This is a genomic window from Promicromonospora sp. NPDC060271 (assembly GCF_042726755.1).
GTDB lineage: Bacteria > Actinomycetota > Actinomycetes > Actinomycetales > Cellulomonadaceae > Promicromonospora.
The window spans coordinates 26,568-42,630 of record NZ_JBHXBG010000024.1; the positions used below are offsets into that span (position 1 = coordinate 26,568).

13 protein-coding genes are annotated in these 16,063 nt (G+C 71.5%); 4 read left to right on the top strand and 9 right to left on the bottom strand.

From position 1 onward, the window contains the following. Positions 1-15 precede the first annotated feature (15 nt). Genes ACFWE2_RS06275 through ACFWE2_RS06295 form a run of 5 tightly spaced genes read right to left on the bottom strand, consistent with a single transcriptional unit; the run spans position 16 to position 6,487 of the window. Positions 16-1,269: an ABC transporter substrate-binding protein gene (locus ACFWE2_RS06275; protein ID WP_377223352.1), complete on the bottom strand. Its 1,254-nt coding sequence runs from the start codon at positions 1,267-1,269 to the stop codon at positions 16-18. Between the two features lie 40 nt (positions 1,270-1,309). Then, positions 1,310-2,245 carry a carbohydrate ABC transporter permease gene (locus ACFWE2_RS06280; RefSeq protein WP_377223353.1) on the bottom strand — a complete coding sequence of 312 codons (936 nt, stop codon included), beginning with the start codon at positions 2,243-2,245 and terminating at the stop codon, positions 1,310-1,312. After that, a complete protein-coding gene (locus tag ACFWE2_RS06285) occupies positions 2,242-3,129 on the bottom strand; it encodes a carbohydrate ABC transporter permease (protein WP_377223354.1) in 888 nt (295 codons plus the stop codon). The genes ACFWE2_RS06280 and ACFWE2_RS06285 overlap by 4 nt, the downstream gene beginning before the upstream one ends. Beyond that, positions 3,126-4,472 carry a glycoside hydrolase family 125 protein gene (locus ACFWE2_RS06290; protein ID WP_377223355.1) on the bottom strand — a complete coding sequence of 449 codons (1,347 nt, stop codon included), beginning with the start codon at positions 4,470-4,472 and terminating at the stop codon, positions 3,126-3,128. The genes ACFWE2_RS06285 and ACFWE2_RS06290 overlap by 4 nt, the downstream gene beginning before the upstream one ends. After that, positions 4,469-6,487, bottom strand: a complete 2,019-nt coding sequence (locus ACFWE2_RS06295; protein ID WP_377223356.1) for a glycoside hydrolase family 76 protein — start codon at positions 6,485-6,487, stop codon at positions 4,469-4,471. Before ACFWE2_RS06295 ends, ACFWE2_RS06290 begins: the two co-directional genes overlap by 4 nt. Positions 6,488-6,659: 172 nt before the next feature. Here ACFWE2_RS06295 and ACFWE2_RS06300 point away from each other — a divergent pair, with 172 nt between their 5' ends. After that, positions 6,660-7,415: an SDR family NAD(P)-dependent oxidoreductase gene (locus ACFWE2_RS06300; RefSeq protein WP_377223357.1), complete on the top strand. Its 756-nt coding sequence runs from the start codon at positions 6,660-6,662 to the stop codon at positions 7,413-7,415. 32 nt (positions 7,416-7,447) lie between these two features. Next, positions 7,448-7,885, top strand: coding sequence for a VOC family protein (locus ACFWE2_RS06305; RefSeq protein ID WP_377223358.1), 438 nt, complete (start codon positions 7,448-7,450; stop codon positions 7,883-7,885). 3 nt (positions 7,886-7,888) lie between these two features. On the opposite strand, the gene ACFWE2_RS06310 is transcribed toward ACFWE2_RS06305, so the two are convergent. The 4 genes from ACFWE2_RS06310 to ACFWE2_RS06325 are packed head-to-tail and all read right to left on the bottom strand — an operon-like array spanning position 7,889 to position 13,856. Further along, a complete protein-coding gene (locus ACFWE2_RS06310) occupies positions 7,889-10,753 on the bottom strand; it encodes a family 78 glycoside hydrolase catalytic domain (protein WP_377223359.1) in 2,865 nt (954 codons plus the stop codon). 13 nt (positions 10,754-10,766) lie between these two features. Beyond that, complete coding sequence (locus ACFWE2_RS06315) at positions 10,767-11,606, bottom strand: carbohydrate ABC transporter permease (protein WP_377223360.1); 840 nt, start codon at positions 11,604-11,606, stop codon at positions 10,767-10,769. Beyond that, positions 11,603-12,529 carry a carbohydrate ABC transporter permease gene (locus ACFWE2_RS06320; protein ID WP_377223361.1) on the bottom strand — a complete coding sequence of 309 codons (927 nt, stop codon included), beginning with the start codon at positions 12,527-12,529 and terminating at the stop codon, positions 11,603-11,605. Before ACFWE2_RS06320 ends, ACFWE2_RS06315 begins: the two co-directional genes overlap by 4 nt. Positions 12,530-12,536: 7 nt before the next feature. Beyond that, positions 12,537-13,856 carry an ABC transporter substrate-binding protein gene (locus ACFWE2_RS06325; protein ID WP_377223362.1) on the bottom strand — a complete coding sequence of 440 codons (1,320 nt, stop codon included), beginning with the start codon at positions 13,854-13,856 and terminating at the stop codon, positions 12,537-12,539. Between the two features lie 133 nt (positions 13,857-13,989). On the opposite strand from ACFWE2_RS06325, the gene ACFWE2_RS06330 reads away from it, so the two are divergent. Both ACFWE2_RS06330 and ACFWE2_RS06335 read left to right on the top strand, forming a co-directional pair. Further along, positions 13,990-15,057 (top strand): LacI family DNA-binding transcriptional regulator, encoded by a 1,068-nt coding sequence (locus ACFWE2_RS06330; protein WP_377223363.1) that lies wholly within the window; start codon positions 13,990-13,992, stop codon positions 15,055-15,057. Positions 15,058-15,328: 271 nt separating this feature from the next. Continuing rightward, a partial coding sequence (locus tag ACFWE2_RS06335) for a GNAT family N-acetyltransferase (protein WP_377223364.1) occupies positions 15,329-16,063 on the top strand: 735 nt, incomplete at its 3' end.

The following is a 16,063-nucleotide window of genomic DNA, read 5'->3' on the forward strand; positions in this document are numbered from 1 at the left end:
TCACTGCGCGTGGGGTCACTGCGCGTTGTCGGCGAGGATGCGGTCACCGAGCTCCTGGGCCTCGGCCAGCGCCGTCCGCGCGTCGGTCTCACCGCCGAGGAACTTCTCCAGCGCGGGGATGAGCGCCTTGCCCTCGACGTCGGAGGCGCCGGGGATGTTGGACCGCACCTCGGCGTACTCCATGGTCTCGATGAACGCCTGGTACCTGTCGTCCCCGGTGAAGTACGGGTCGTTGGCGGCCTCGATGTTCGCGGGGATCCAGCCCGAGATCTTCGCGAAGTCGACGCCGTTGGCCGGCTGGGTGGTCCACCACTTCATGAACTCCCACGCACCGCCGGGGTTCTCGGCCCCCTCCGGGATGACCAGGCCGAACCCGCCCATGCCGGCGCCCTGGTCGCCGTCGGGACCGACGGGCGGCTGCACGATGCCGTAGCTCACGTCGGCCTGGTCCAGCGCGGTCAGTGCCCACGGCCCGTCGTACTTGATCGCCAGCTTGCCCTCCGCGAAGGAGTCGACGCCCTCGCCGAAGCCGGGCTCGTACACGCCCGCGTCCAGCAGGCTCTGCCAGAACTCGAGCACCTCGAGGCCTTCCGGGCTGTTGAACGCGGTGGTGGCGCCGTCGTCGCTGAACATCTGGCCGCCCGCCTGCTTGAGCCAGATGTTGAACAGGCCCGGGTCGTCCAGCGCGAAGCCGGCGACGCTCAGCTTGTCGCCGTCGCGCTGGGTGGCCGCCTCGGCGGCGGCCTTGAGCCCGTCCCAGTCGGTCGGCGGCTCGACACCAGCCTCCTCAAGCAGGTCGGTGTTGTAGAAGAGGGACCGGTTGTCCACCAGCAGCGGCAGGCCGTACGTGCCGCCGTCGACGACGAGCTCGCCCATCGCCTGGTCGTAGAACTGCGCCGTGTCGACGCCGTCGGCCTCGAGGTACTCGTCGATCGGCGCCAGCGCGTTCTTCGGGACGTACAGCGGGGTGTTGTAGCGGTCCCACAGGACGACGTCGGGCACGCTGCCGGACGCGAGCGCCGTGAGCAGCTTCTCCTCGACGAGCTCCTGGCCCACGTACTTGACCTCGTACTCGTCCTGGGACTTGTTGAAGGCGTCCGCCTGCTGCTGGAGCTGCTTGGCCTGGTCCCCTGACCAGGAGCCCCAGAAGGTGACCTCCTGCGGGCCGCCGCCCGAGCCGCCGTCGGACCCGCTGCCGCAGGCGCTCAGGGTCCCGGCCAATACCGCAGCCGCGGCGAGGGCCCCGGCCATTCGTGTCGCACGCTTCATGACGCTGCTCCTTTGCAGATGTCCTGCTTGCCGGTGTGGCTCACTTCGTCCCCGAGTGGGCGAAGTTCTCGATGATGTAGCGCTGGGCGAAGATGAAGACGACCAGCACGGGCAGGCTCGCCAGGATCGTGCCGGCGAGCAGCGGCCCGTACTGCGTCTGGTACTCGTTGACGTAGCCGGCCAGGCCCACCTGGACGGTGAGCATCTCCGGGTCGTTGAGGGCGATCAGCGGCCACAGGAAGCTGTTCCAGCCGGCCTGGAACGTCAGGACGCCCAGCACGGCCAGGCCGGCCTTGGCCAGCGGCAGGTAGATGTTCCAGAAGATGCGGAACTCGCTCGCGCCGTCGATGCGCGCGGCGTCGCCGAGCTCGTCGGGCAGCGCCTGGAAGAACTGCCGCATGAAGAACACGGCGAACGGTCCGGCGGCGAACGGGATGAGCACGGCGCCGTAGCTGTTGATGAAGCCGGCCCCGCCCTCGCCGAACAGGTCGTTCCCGCCGACCAGCGGGAACCGGCGCAGCACCAGGAAGGTGGGGACCATCGTGATGATGCCCGGCACCATCATCGAGCCGAGGAACAGCGAGAAGACGGCGCCGCGGCCCCGGAAGGTCAGCTTGGCCAGGGCGTACCCCGCCAGCCCGCCGAAGAACAGGTTGGTGGCGACCCCGCCGAGCGCGATGATCGCCGAGTTGGCCAGGTAGCGCCCGAACGGGCCGTCGGTGAACAGGGTCACGTAGTTCGCGAGGGTCGGGTTCTCCGGCACGAACTGCAGGTAGGACGAGAGGATCTCGCCCTCCGGCTTGAGTGACGTCGACAGGGTCCAGATCAGGGGCATGACCGTGGTGAGGCTGATCAGCACGACGGCGAGCGTCCAGACGGTCCTGCCGAGCACCGTGCGGGCGGTCAGGAGCCGGGTCTCGGTGCTCACGGCGGCGGGCGCGGGCGCTCCGGCCGGGGCGGTGGCGAGGGTGCTCATCGGTCGTTCTCCCGTCCGGTGGCACGGGCGTTGGCGACCGAGAACACGAGGATGACGAGGAACAGCACGAACGAGAGCGCCGAAGCGTAGCCCATCTCCAGGCGGCCGAACCCGCGGTCGTAGATGTAGTAGACGAGGGTCAGCGTCGAGTTGCCCGGCCCGCCCTTGGTCAGCACGTACGCCTGGTCGAACACCTGGAAGGCGGCGATCAGCAGCAGCGTGAGGATGAGGAACGTGGCCCGGGAGATGGACGGCAGCGTCACGTGCCAGAAGACCCGGAACGCCCCGGCACCGTCGACGCGGGCGGCGTCGACGAGCTCGCCGGGCACGCCCTGGAGCGCGCCGAGGTAGATGATCATGTTGGCGCCGAACCCGGCCCAGACGCTCATCATGACGATGGCGATCATGGCCCAGCGGGACTCGTACAGCCACGCCGGCCCGTCGATGCCGAACCAGCCGAGCACCACGTTGAGCAGGCCGTACTGCGGGTTGAGCAGCCAGAACCAGATGGCCGCCGTCGCGACGGTCGAGGACACCACCGGGATGTAGAAGAGCGTGCGGAACACGCGCGAGACGCGGCTGCTGCGGCTCAGCAGCAGGGCGGTGCCGAGTGCCACCACGAGGCCCGCCGGCACGTAGAGGACCGTGTAAAGGGCGGTGTTGCGCACGGCGACCCAGAAGATCGGGTCGTCCACGATGCGCGCGTAGTTGGCCAGGCCCACCCACTCGAAGTCGCCGATCACCGCGTAGTCGGTGAGGCTCAGGCCGATCGCCATGACGACGGGCAGCAGCAGGAAGACCGCGAACAGCACCACGGGCACGGCGAGGAAGATCCAGGCGCTGATGGTCTGCTGGCGCCGGGTGCCGCTGACGGCGGCGCTCATCGCGCGGCCCTGTCCTCGACGGCCGGTGCCGGACGCCGGTACGTGCGCAGCCCGGCGGTCTCCAGCGCGAGCTCGCAGAACATCGCGTTCGCCCAGGAGAACCACTCGCGCGTGTAGATCGCCGGGTCGTCCACGTGGAAGGACTCGTGGACCGCACCCGTCCCGGCGTCGGTCGCCAGGATCAGGTCCAGCAGCTCCCTGCGCTCGTCCGGGTCCGTGCTGGTCAGTCCCTGGACAGCGAGCGCGATGGGCCAGACGTGCCCCTCCGGCGTGTGCGGGCTGCCGATCCCGGACGCCGCCGAGCCGCTGTAGTAGTACGGGTTCGCGTCGCTGAGGACCATCGCGCGGGTCGCGGTGTAGAGCGGGTCGTCGGCCGCGCACCAGCCCAGCAGCGGCAGGGACAGCAGGCTCGGCGAGTTGCCGTCGTCGGCCAGGAGCACTCCCCCGCGCCCGTCGACCTCGTACGCGTACACCGGCTCGCCCGCCGGCCCGGGGACGACGCCGTGCGCCCGGATGCCACGTTCGAGGTCCGCGCGCAGCGCGGCCGCGTCGCCGGCCAGGTCGTCGTCGTGCAGCACCTCGGACGCGAGGGTGCCGAGGTAGCCGAGCGCCACGGCCGCGAACGCGTTGCCCGGCACGTTGTAGCCGTACCGGCACGCGTCGTCGCTCGGCCGGAAGCCCGCCCACGTCATGCCCGTGAACGTGACCTCGGGGCCGCGCCCGTCGCGCACCAGGGTGTCGGACGGCGGGCAGTCGGTCCGCTCGAAGGTGTACGGGGACGTCTCGTGCCGCTGCTCCGTGCGCCACAGGTCGACGACGGTACGCGCCACCTCGCCGAACCGCGCGAGGTGGTCGGTGCGGCCCGTGATCCGCCACAGGTCGTGGGCGAGCTGCACCGGGTAGGCGAGGGAGTCGGTCTCGTACTTGCGCTCCCACACCCACGGGGACTGCCCCGTACCGGGCGGCCCCGTGCGGTCCCGGTGCCCGGCCCCGGTCGGACCGTCGTTGAACGCGTTGGCGTAGGGGTCGTGCAGGATCGAGGCCTGCTGCCGCCGCGAGACGGCCGCGATCGTGTCGGCCAGCCGGGGGTCGGCGCCTGCCAGGTGCAGGAACGGCGCGAGCTGGGTCGTGGAGTCCCGCAGCCACATCGCCGGGATGTCGCCCGTGATCACGAAGGCCGTGCCGTCCGGGTGCGGGGTGATGGTCCGGGCGAGCGTGTCCGCCATGCAGCGGCCCACGGCGTCGGCGACCCGGTCGCCGAGCCGGTCGCGCACCGCCGCGACCAGGCCGGCGAGGACGTCCTCGTCGTAGAGGGCGTCGTGCGGGAGGGGTGTGCTGGTCATGATCCTGCTTCCGTGGTGCGGTGCCCGGCGTCGCCGAGCGTGTAGCGGAGGGTGACGTGGTCGAGGTCGAGGTGGCCCGCACCGCCCTGGCCCGTCGCGAGGGCAAGGGTGACCGTGTTGCGGCCCGCCCTCAGCTCGACGCCCGGCACGGTGACCGTCTCCCACACGCCCCATGAGCCGGTGCCCGGGAACGGCCGGCTCCCGACGTGCGACCCGTTGACCAGCAGGTGCCGCGTCGCGTCACCGGCCCCCGCCGCGTACCGCAGAGTGAGGGTGTAGGCGCCGGGCCTGGTCACGGTGACGGGCAGGTCGATCCGCTGGGCGCGGGCGTCTCGGCCCGCGACGTAGCCCGTGCCGGTGAAGCCGGGCTGGGTCGTCTCGACGCGGACGCCGCTCAGGCGTCCGGACTCGGCCTCCACCTGCCGGGAGACCGTCATCCGGTCGAGGTTCAGGTAGTTCGCGCTCCCCGCCGCCGACGAGTACTCGACGGTCACGGTGTTGTGGCCCGCCCCGAGGCGGACGCCGTCGAGCAGCACCTCGGACCAGCTCGACCAGGCGCCCGTGCCGGCGAAGGTCAGCGTGTCCGCCACCGGGACGCCGTCGACCAGCACGCGGCGCACGGCGTCGCCGGCCGCCGCGGCGTAGCGGAACCTGAGCTGGTGGGGCCCGCCGGAGGCCGCGACGACGTCGAACGTCACCGACTGCCCGTCGGCGTTCCAGCCGGCGAGGTACCCGCGGCCGAGGTAACCCGGCTGGCTGCTCTCCGCGCCGAAGCCGACGGCACGACCGTTCTCCGCGTCGTGGATGCCGGTGCCCGGCTGGGGACCCGACCACCGGTTCGGCGTGACCACCTGGAGCCCGGACACGGCGGCGGCCGCCGTCAGGCTCTGGAGCGGCTCGGGGCCGGTCGGGGCGGACCAGTTCGGGCCCATCAGGTCGTCGGACGCACGGCGGTGCGACCACGCCTGGGTCACGTTCGCCTGGAGCATGGGCAGGTACTGGTCCTGTCCGTGCTCGTTCACCAGGGTCATGAGGCTGCGCACGAGGATCGGCTTGAACCCGCCGCCGTCGTTGATCCCCTCGGAGACGAAGGTGCCGCCGTTCGTCAGGTGCTCGGTCGACCAGTCGGCGGCGGCCGTCGCCTTGTCGAGGTACGTCTCGTCACCGGTCACCGACGCCAGCCGCGCCGCGGCCCCGATGTAGGTGCCGAAGTTGTACGTGAAGTCCCACTTCACGAGCCGCGCGGGGTCGCCCTCGAAGTGGTCGTAGACGTGGCCGTCCTCGTGCAGGCGGGTGTCCACCCAGTCGAAGAGGGTCCGCGCGGCGGCGAGGTAGTCGCCGTCGCCGGTGGCGTCGTAGAGCCACGCCGCCGTCCAGGCGGCGGTCGCGTTGGTCGCCACGTTCTTCTGGTCGCGCACCGACTTGCGCCACCAGATCCCGCCGCCGTACGTGTCGTCCTGATCGGCCCAGATCGTGGCGAACAGATCCTCGGCGCAGTCGAGGTAGCGGTCCTCGCCGGTGATCTCGTAGGCGCGGACGCACCCCTTGGCCCACCAGCCCTGGTCGTCGTTGAAGTCGTTGTCGAACGTCGGGTAGTACGCGACGAACCCGTCGTAGACGTCGTCGAGCATCTGCCGGTACCTCTCGTCGCCGGTGCGCTCGTAGGCGTCCATCACCAGGTCCCAGAGCTGGGCCTCCCACCAGAAGTCGGTGTACAGGCCGTCCTCCGGCCCGTGCGCGTGCTCCTCGTGGACCTGGCGGTCGCTGTAGGTGAAGAAGTAGTTCCGGGACGGGTCCCAGAACGTCTCGACGAACGCGTCCATCGCCGCGTCCGCGTCGCGGTGGGTCGCGGCGCTCGCCGGGACCCCTGCGCCGACCGCACCGCCGAAGGCGCCCGCGAGCGCGAGGGCGGTCGCCGTCAGCGCCGCAGTGAACCTGCCGCGCCGCACGTGTCGCGGCTGCCTCTTCTTTCCGGCCTCGCTCGTCCAGCCGCTCGTCCAGCTCTTCCAGCTCATGGTCCGAACTCCATCGTCCGTCGTCCGCACGGTCCTGCCCTCGTTGGCCTGACCCTGTAGCGGAGCGTAGGAGCCCGATTACCTCCATGTCAACGTATGCCAATAGGTGTAATGGCGGGAAGGTGTCCGCGGGTAGCCTGCCGGTGAACCCCGCTCGACGAGAGGACCAGCCATGACACGCGACCTGGACGGCCGCACCGCCGTGGTCACCGGCGCCGCCCGGGGCATCGGTGCCGCGACCGCGCGACGGCTCGCCGACGAGGGTGCCCGGCTCTTCCTCCTGGACGTCTCCCCCACGGTGCTGGGCCTCCGGGACGAGCTGCGCGCCGCCGGCCACCGCGCCGCGGCGTCCGTGATGGATGTCGCCGACGAGGCCGCCTGGGCCGACGCGGCCACCGCCTGCCGGGCGGAGCTGGGCCCGCCGCAGATCCTGGTGCACAACGCGTACGCCACCACCGTCGCGTCCCTCGAGGACACGCCGCCCGCGAGCTGGGAGCACCAGCTCCGGGTCTCGCTCACGGGCGCCTACCTCGGCACCCGTGCGCTGCTGCCCGACCTGACGGCGTCGGGGCGGGGCGCGATAGTCATGGTCTCGTCGGTGCACGCGCGGTTCGGGCTGCCGGGCCGGGCCGCGTACGCCGCGGCGAAGGCGGGGATGACCGGGCTCGCCAGGCAGCTCGCCGCCGAGTACGCCCCGGCGGTGCGGGTCAACAGCGTGCTGCCCGGCCCGGTGCTCACGCCGCACTGGGACGGCGTGAGCGAGGCGGACCGGGCGAGCGCGGCGGGCGCGACCGCCCTCGGCCGCCTGGGCGAGGCGTCCGAGGTGGCCGATGCCATCACCTACCTGTGCTCGGACCGCGCCTCGTACGTCACCGGGGTCGAGCTGCCGGTCGACGGCGGCTGGAGCATCACCAAGGAGTCGGTGTGATCGGCCGCCCGCCACCGTCATAAGGTGTGCCCATGACGACCGTGCAGCCCGTCCAGATCACCTTCGACTGTGCCAGTCCCGAGCGTGTGGGCCGGTTCTGGTGCGAGGCCCTGGGGTACCTCCCCCCGGACCTGACGGAGGACGGGTTCGCCACGTGGGAGGAGTACAGCCGCTCGCTGCCCGAGCCGAAGCGGGACTCGTGGTTCGCCGCGAGCGACCCCACCGGCGTCGGCCCACGACTGTTTTTCCAGCGCGTGCCCGAGGGCAAGGTCGTCAAGAACCGGGTGCACCTCGACATCAAGGTCGGCAAGGGCTTGGTGGGCGAGGAGCGCCTCGCCGTCCTGGAGTCCCACGCCGTCCGCCTGGAGGCGATCGGCGCGACGCGCGGGGTGCTGCTGCTGGCCGACGAGGAGAACGAGTCCTGCCAGAACATGCAGGACGTCGAGGGCAACGAGTTCTGCCTGGACTGACCGCTACCCCGCAACCCGCACCACCCGCCGCGCGTTGAGCTCGTCGAGCGCGTCCCGCAGCCGTTCCTTCGCGGCGGGCGACAGCCGCACCAGCTCGTCGTCCAGGGTGCGCTGGTCGGTCCAGTCCTTGAGCGACCGCAAGGTTCCGCCCCACTCGGCGCCGAGCGCGTCCACGGCGGCCAGCACCGCCTCGTATGCCTCCGGGTCGTCGGCGATCTCGCCGAGCGTCGAGGACAGCGTGACGGCCCGCGGCTCCAGCCGCTCGCGCGGGTCCGGCACCGTCCACTCGTGGTGGCCGGAACCCACCTCGGTCTCGGGCCCGCCCGGCAGCACCACCACCGCGGTCGTGTTCGGCGGCACGACCGCGCGCACGACGAGCTGCCCGTCCTGGGCCGTCCAGCCCGCCTCGGCCAGCCCGTAGGCGGTCTCGAACCGGGCGGCGGCCCGGTCCAGGCCCGCGATCGGCACGGGCGCCACCCGCAGCCTGCGATAGCCGTGCGTGTCCGGGGCCAGGCCGGCGACCGTGCGGTGCAGCCAGTCGGCGACCGCGCCGAAGGCGTAGTGGTTGAACGACGTCATCTCGCCCGGGTTGATGCTGCCGTCCGGCAGCATGCTGTCCCACCGCTCCCAGATCGTCGTTGCCCCCATCGTCACGGCGTACAGCCAGGACGGCACGCCCGTCTGCAGCAGCAGGCGCGCGGCGACGTCGGCATGGCCGGTCTCCGTCAGCGCGTCCTGGATGATCGGCGTGCCCACGAACCCGGTGCCGATGCGGTACCCGGCCCGGCGCACCAGCCAGGCGAGCCGGTCGCCCATCGCCGCCCGCGTCGCCTCGTCCACGAGACCGAAGGTGATGGCCAGCGCGTACGCGGTCTGCGCGTCGGAGACCACCCGCCCGGCCGGCGTCGTGTACTCGCGGACCCACGCCTGCCGGGCACGCTCCGTGAGGTCGCCGTACCGCGTGGCGCCGGCGTCGTCACCGAGCTCGCGTGCGGCGGAGGTGACGAGCTGGAGGGAACGCACCAGGTAGGCGCTCGCGACGATGTCGGGGTCGGCCTTCGCGCCGGCCGGGTCGTCCGGCGGCGCGTCCGGGTCGAGCCAGTCCCCGAACTGGAACATGCCCTCCCACAGCAGACGCTCGCCCGCCACGGCCAGCAGCGCGTCCGCCCAGGCCCGCATGCTCGGGTACTGCTCGGCCAGGGCACGCCGGTCGGCGAACCGTTCCAGCAGGGTGGTCGGCACCACCGTCGCGGCGTCACCCCACGCGGCGGCCGGCTTCGCCCCGAAGGGCAGCACCATGGGCACGACGATCGGGCAGACGCCGTCGCGCGCGGCCTGCTCGGCGGCGACGTCGCGCAGCCACGACGCGAGGAACGCGTCGCTGTCGAAGAGGTAGCTCGCCGTCGGGCCAAAGACCTGGATGTCGCCCGTCCAGCCGAGGCGCTCGTCGCGCTGCGGGCAGTCCGTCGGCAGGGAGACGAAGTTGCCGCGCGTGCCCCAGACCACGTTCTCGTGCAACCGGTTGACCCGCTCGTCCGAGCACTCGAACCAGCCGGTGCGCCGCATGTCGCTGCTGATGACGACGGCGGTGACCGCGTCACGCAGCGCCGCTCTGCCCGCCTTGGTGCCCAGGTCGCCCGGCCAGCCGTCTATCTCGGCGTACCGGAACCCGTGGAAGGTGAACTCGGGCTCGAAGACGTCGTCGCCGCCGGAGAGCACGAGGTGGTCGGTGGCGGCGGCGGCCCGCAGCGGCCGGACGCCGAGCTCCCCGTGCTCCAGCACCTCGGCGTGCCGCAGCGTGACCACGCGGCCGCGCTCCCCCGCGACCCGCACGCGGAGCCTGCCCACGAGGTTCTGCCCGAAGTCCAGCACCGTGCGCCCGGACGGCGTGGTGATGACGTCTCGGACCGCGAGCTCGTCGACCCGGCGCACGGGCTCGGCGATCGCGGGCTCGGGCACCACGTCCGGCTCGTCCGGCCGGGTGTGCACCCGGACGGCCGGCCATGCAGTGTCGTCGAAGCCCGGCAGGCTCCAGCCCGGCACGGCGCGGCGCGCGTCGATCCGCTCGCCCGCGTAGATGCCGCTCGTCACGACCGGCCCGGTCGCCGCGCCGCGCCAGTCCGGCCCCGTGGTGAGCACCCTGGTGGTCCCGTCGGTCAGCACCACACGGAGCTGCACCGCGACGGCGGGCTGCTCCCCGTAGAACGGCTCGGCCGCACCGTGGAACCCGAACCGCTCGGTCCACCAGCCGCCGGCCAGCCGCACCCCCACGGCGTTGGCGCCCGGACGCAGGAGGGCCGTGACGTCGGTCGCCTCGTGCACGAGGCGGTGCTGGTAGGCGGTCCAGCCCGGCTTGAGCACCGCGGAGTCGACGTCCTGCCCGTTGATCTCCACCTGGTAGACGCCGTGGGCCGACGCGTAGAGCGTTGCGCTCGCGACATCGGCGCCGAGGTCGAGCTCGGTGCGCAGCAGCCCCGGTACCGCGTGCTCCTGCGGTTCGGCGAGCCCGACGAACGGCGCGACCCACTCGCCGTCGGCCAGGAAGACCGAGCGTACGGTGACCGGTTCGCTCCAGGGCGACACGGCGCCGTCGACGCCCGTGACCCGCACCTCCAGCGTGTGCCGGGCGTGCGGCAGCAGCGGGTCGAACGGCCAGGCGACGAACCGGGACTCGTCGGTGTCCAGGCGGGCCACGCGCTCACCGGCCCGTCCGCCGTCGAGCCGCACCTCGGCGCTCGCCTGCCACCAGCCGGGCACGGAACTCTCCACGGTCCAGCTCAGACGTGGAGTGGGGTTGTCGGCGAAGTCGCCGTCGGTCCGGCGCTCGACACGCACGCGGCCGACCGATGTCTGGGATTCGTTGTTCACGGGGTGAGCCCTCCTAGCCCTTGACCGCGCCGGACGTCATGCCGGCCACGATCTGGCGGTTGAAGAAGATGTACATGACCAGGGGCGGGACGGTGATCAGCAGGATGTCCATGAACAGCAGGTTGAACTGGCTGACCATCTGGCTCTGGAAGTTGTAGAGCGTGAGCTGGACCGTCGCGTTCTCGTCCCCCGGCAGGAAGTACAAGGGATTGGTGAAGTCGTTGAACACGGCGACGGCCTGCACGACGACCACCGTGATGATCACCGGCCGCAGCAGCGGCAGGATGACCGTGAAGAACAGCCGCAGCGAGCCCGCGCCGTCGATGATCGCGGCCTCGTCCAGCTCCCGCGGGATCGTCGCGACGAACGCGCGGAACAGCAGGATGCAGAACGACAGGCCGAACGTCGCCTCGATGAGGATCAGCCCGGGCATCGTCTTGAACAGCCCCAGCCGCTGCAGCACCCAGATCGTCGGGACCACGGCGGGCGGGACGATGAGCCCGGCCAGCACGAAGAGGTTGACGACCGGGTTGAGCCAGGAGCGCCGCCGCTGCAGCAGGTACCCGACCATCGCCGCGAGGATCACCATGACCACGACGCTGACGACGGTCAGCACCGTGCTGTTCACGAACGCGCGCACCACTATGCCGTCGCGCGTGCTGAGCACCTCGGTGAGGTTCCGGGCGAAGGCCCACTCCTCGGGCCAGGAGAACTGGAGCCGGGAGGCGTCCGACGCGTCCTTGGCCGCCGTCAGGAAGATGAAGGCGAAGGGCACGAGGAACACCACCACCGACACGAGGATGGCCGTGACGCCGGCGGCCAGGGACAAGGCCCGGGAGCCGGTACGGCTCATCGGTCGACCTCCTTCCGGTTCAGCAGCATCGATACCGGCACCATGACCGCCGTCACCACGAGGAACAGGATCACGTTGCCCGCGGTGGACAGCCCGTAGAAGCCGGCCTGGTACTGCTTGTAGATGACCGATCCGATGACGTCGCTCGTGAAGCCCGGCCCGCCGCCCGTGGTCACCCAGATCAGGTCGAACGACCGCAGCCCGCCGATCAGCGACAGGACGACGACGGTCGCGGTGGCCGGCTGGACGAGCGGCAGCGTGATGGAGCGGAACACCTGCCAGCGGCCGGCGCCGTCCACCCGCGCCGCCTCGTAGTACTCCTGCGGGATCGCGACGATGCCGGCGATGTAGATGAGCGTGGCGATGCCGAGCCCCTTCCAGACGTCGACCGCCGCGATCGTCAGCAGGGCCGTGCTCGGGTCGGTGAACCACCCGGGCCCGTCGATCCCGAGCCCGGCGAGCACCGTGTTGACCACCCCGTCGAACGGGTCGAGCAGGGCGGTGAACGTGATGCCGACGCCGATCGTGGACACGAGCACCGGGAAGAACACCACCGAGCGCAGGTAGCCGCGCCCCACGAGCTGCGACGTGAGCAGCACGGCGAGCGCGAGCCCGAGCACCACCTTGGCGCCAGAGGTCACGAAGCCGTAGACCAGCGTGTTCACGAAGCCCTGGGAGAGCTGGGGCTCCGAGAAGAACTGGACGTAGTTCTCCAGGCCGATGAACTCGGTGTCGAACAGGGTCCAGCGCGTGAGGCTGAACCAGAAGGAGGCGAACGTCGGCACCGCGAAGAACACCACGTAGAGCGCCGCGGCCGGCAGGAGGAACCACAGCGGGTAGCTGCTGCGCAGGGTGGCCGAGGTGGTGCCCGGCGCACGACGGCGCCTGCCGGGCCGCACCTCGGCCGGGATGGTTGCCGCCATCTCGCGCCTACCAGCCCTCGAGGCCGAGCTGCTGGGCCTGCTTCTCGACGTCCTGGTCGTAGAAGGCGGCGGCGTCCTCGGCGCTGCGGATGCCTGAGCCAACCTCCACGGTGGCCTGCTCCAGGTTCGGGCCCTTGACCGGGGACTGGAACTCCAGCGCGTTGGCCGTGCGGCCCTCGTCGAAGTAGGCCTGGATGTCGTCGAGCAGCGGCGGGGCGGAGTCCAGCACCTCGCAGGAGCTCGCGTACGGCCCAGCGGGCGGGAGCATCTCGTTCTGGACCTCGCAGCCCGCCTCGCTGCCCACGAACGCGACGAACTGCTTGGCAGCCTCGAGCTCTTCCCCCTCGGTCGACCGCGGGACGTAGAGCGCATTCGGCTGCCAGATCGTCGCCTGGGTGTTCTCCGCCTCCTCGGCGGGGAGCGCGAAGAACCCGAGGTCGTCCACCGCGTCGGGCGTGTTCTGCAGGACCGTCTGGATCACGCTCGACAGCATCGGGTAGTGCACGCCCTCACCCTCGGCGACCATCCGGGCGCCGTCCGGGAACGTCGCGGACGGGAAGTCCTCGTTGAAGTACCCCGCCTCGGCGACCTCCTGCTGGTGCTGGAACCCCAGCAGCGCGGGCTCGTCGACGTAGAACCGCTGGTGCGCCGTGTACTGCTCGGCCCAGTCCGGGTCGACGGCCTCGACGTTGGCAAAGTCGCCCAGCACGAAGAGCTGGCTGGTCCAGGTCTCGCCGTAGGTCTGGATCACGGGGACGATGCCGTCACCCTCGGCGGCGATCTTCTCGTTGTTCGCCATGAACTCGTCCCAGGTCTCGGGAACCTCGAGCCCGAGCTCCTCGTAGAGCGGCTTGTTGTACACGACGCCGCCGGCGAACGAGGCACCCAGCGGCGCGCCGTACAGCCCGTTGTCGGTGCTCACGACCGGAGTGAACTCCTCGTCGAGCGAGCCGACCCACTCCTGGTCGCTCAGGTCGACCAGCGTCGAGTCCGGGTTCAGCGCCTGCAGCAGGGATCCGGAGTTGTAGAAGAAGACGTCGGCCATCTCCCCCGTCGACAGCCGTGTCTTGACCAGGTTGTCACCCTCGGTACCGCCCGGCCGGATCTCGACGCTCACCGAGATGTCGGGGTGCTCGGCCTCGAACGCCGCCACCAGGGCGTCGGCGGTCTCGGGGTTCGGCGCGTCCTGGGTCGTGAGGAAGGTGATCTCGGTGGACCCGTCGTCGGCTCCGGACGACGACGAGCAGCCGGCGAGGACGAGCAGCGGGACGGCCGTGGCGGCCAGTGCCGCGCCGTGACGGCCCGGACGGCGGTGACTGATGGACATCTCTCTACCTCCTTGTAGAGCGAAAGGATCGTAGAGCGATCTACACACCCTGCGAATGAATCCTTTCAGCGCCTTCACGCTAGCGAGGGCCGCTGTAGAGTGTCAACCGGTCTACAGAATCGGGAACAGAGTCGTGACCCCAGCAGAACCCCGGCCCGACGGCGCCCGGGCGGGCAGTCCGCGGCCCTCGACGATCGAGGACGTCGCTCGCGAGGCGGGTGTCTCCCGGGCAGCGGTGTCCAAGGTGATCCGCAACGCGTACGGCGTCAGCGACCGGATGCGCACGCAGGTGGAGGCGGCGATCGAACGCCTCGGGTACCGGCCGCGCGTCGCCGCGCGCGCCATGCGCGGCGCGAGCTTCACGCTCGGGTTCGAGATCCCCCAGATCGGCAACGACTTCCTCACCATGATCGTGGACGGCGCGACCGAGGCCCTCGCCGGCACGCCGTACCAGATGATCATCGCCCCGCTCGGCCGGGACCAGAAGAGCGACGTGGCGATCAACAGCCTCGCGGACCGTCAGGTCGACGGCATCGTGGCCGTCTCGCCGCGCGTCGACCCGGCGTGGCTCGAACGGATCGCCGAACGCACGCCCGTCGTGATGATCGGCCGCCACGACCGGTCCGGCCGCTACGACACGATCACCGGCGACGACCGGTCGGGTGCCGAGCAGGTCATGTCGCACCTCGTCGAGCAGGGCCACCGGCGCATCACCCACCTCACCATCCACCCGTCGCGGCCCGAGCCGCCGTGGGCGGGCCAGGCGGGCGACGAGCCGCACGTCGTCCGCACCGCCGTCTACCGCGAGCGCATGGCGGCACTCGGCCTGGCGCAGTCGGTGGTCCACACCATGTTCGACGGGTCCGAGGCTTACGAGGCGACCCGCGCGCTGCTCGCCCTGCCCGAACCGCCGACGGCGATCTTCGCGGGCAACGACACCCTGGCGATCGGCGTGCTGAGCGCCGTCGCGGAGGCCGGGCTCGACGAACGCCACGTGGCGGTGGTCGGCTACGACAACATCCCGATCGCCGGCCACCCCCTGGTCTCGCTGAGCAGCGTCGACCAGAGCGGTGTGCTGATGGGACGCGAGGCGGTGCGCCTCCTCCTCGAACGACTGGCGGGCCGTACCGAGGCCGTACGGTCGCAGATCGAGGCGACCCTCCGCGTCCGCCGGTCGAGCGGCCCGCCGCGCCGGCCCTGAGTCCGGCAACCGTTCCCGGAGTGCGAACTGAGTCCCGTTCAAGAGGATCCAGGCGACCATAAGCCCCTGGGTTCCGGCTCCCCAGCGCCTGCTGAAGCACAGCCAGCCGGCGCCAGCTTCCAGCCGGACGGCAGGCCGAGGTACCGCAGGGCGCGGACTGCCACGCTCGCGACGCCGGTTCGGTGACGGCCACGACGGGCCGCCCGGCCGGAATGCGACCGGCCGGGCGCCCGTTGGAGATGGACGTGAACCTCATGTACGGAACCCTCGGATGAGCGTCATCGACGCGGCACCGGACAGCGCGGTGCCCGACAGCGCGGCACCCGACGACGCAGCACCGGACTACACGGTGCTCGACAACCCCGCGTGGTCCGCCCTCGTCGGCGCGCACGCGCACCTGGCGGAGGGCAACGACCTCGCCCGCCGGTACCCGGCCGACGTCTCGCCCTTCGCCGCCGTCCGGACCTGGGACGACCCAGGCGTCTGGGCCGCGGTGATCGAGCTGGTCGGGTACGACGCCGAGTTCCCCGGGCCGCCCGAGTCGGTCGCCCTGCCGGACGGCTGGGTACGCGGCGAGCCCTTCCAGGGTGTGCAGCTCGTCGAGACCGAACGCCTGCACGGCCGGTCCGACGACGAGGCGGTGCTCCTGGGCGCCGCCGACGTCCCCGAGATGCTCGACCTCGTGGCGCGCGCCCAGCCCGGGCCGTTCCTGCCGCGCACCCACCTGCTGGGCCGGTACGTCGGGATCCGGCGCGACGGACGCCTCGCGGCCATGGCCGGCGAGCGCCTGCGGCCCGCCGGCTGGACCGAGATCAGTGCGGTCGCCACCGACGAGCGGTACCGCGGGCAGGGCCTGGCCACGCGTCTCGTGCTGGACGTCGTCCAGCACATCCACGAGCGCGGCGCGCGCGCCATGCTGCACGCCGCGGCGAGCAACACGCACGCGATAGGCCTCTACGAGCACCTGGGCTTCGCGCTGCGCCGCCGCGTCGCGTTCGGCTCCGTG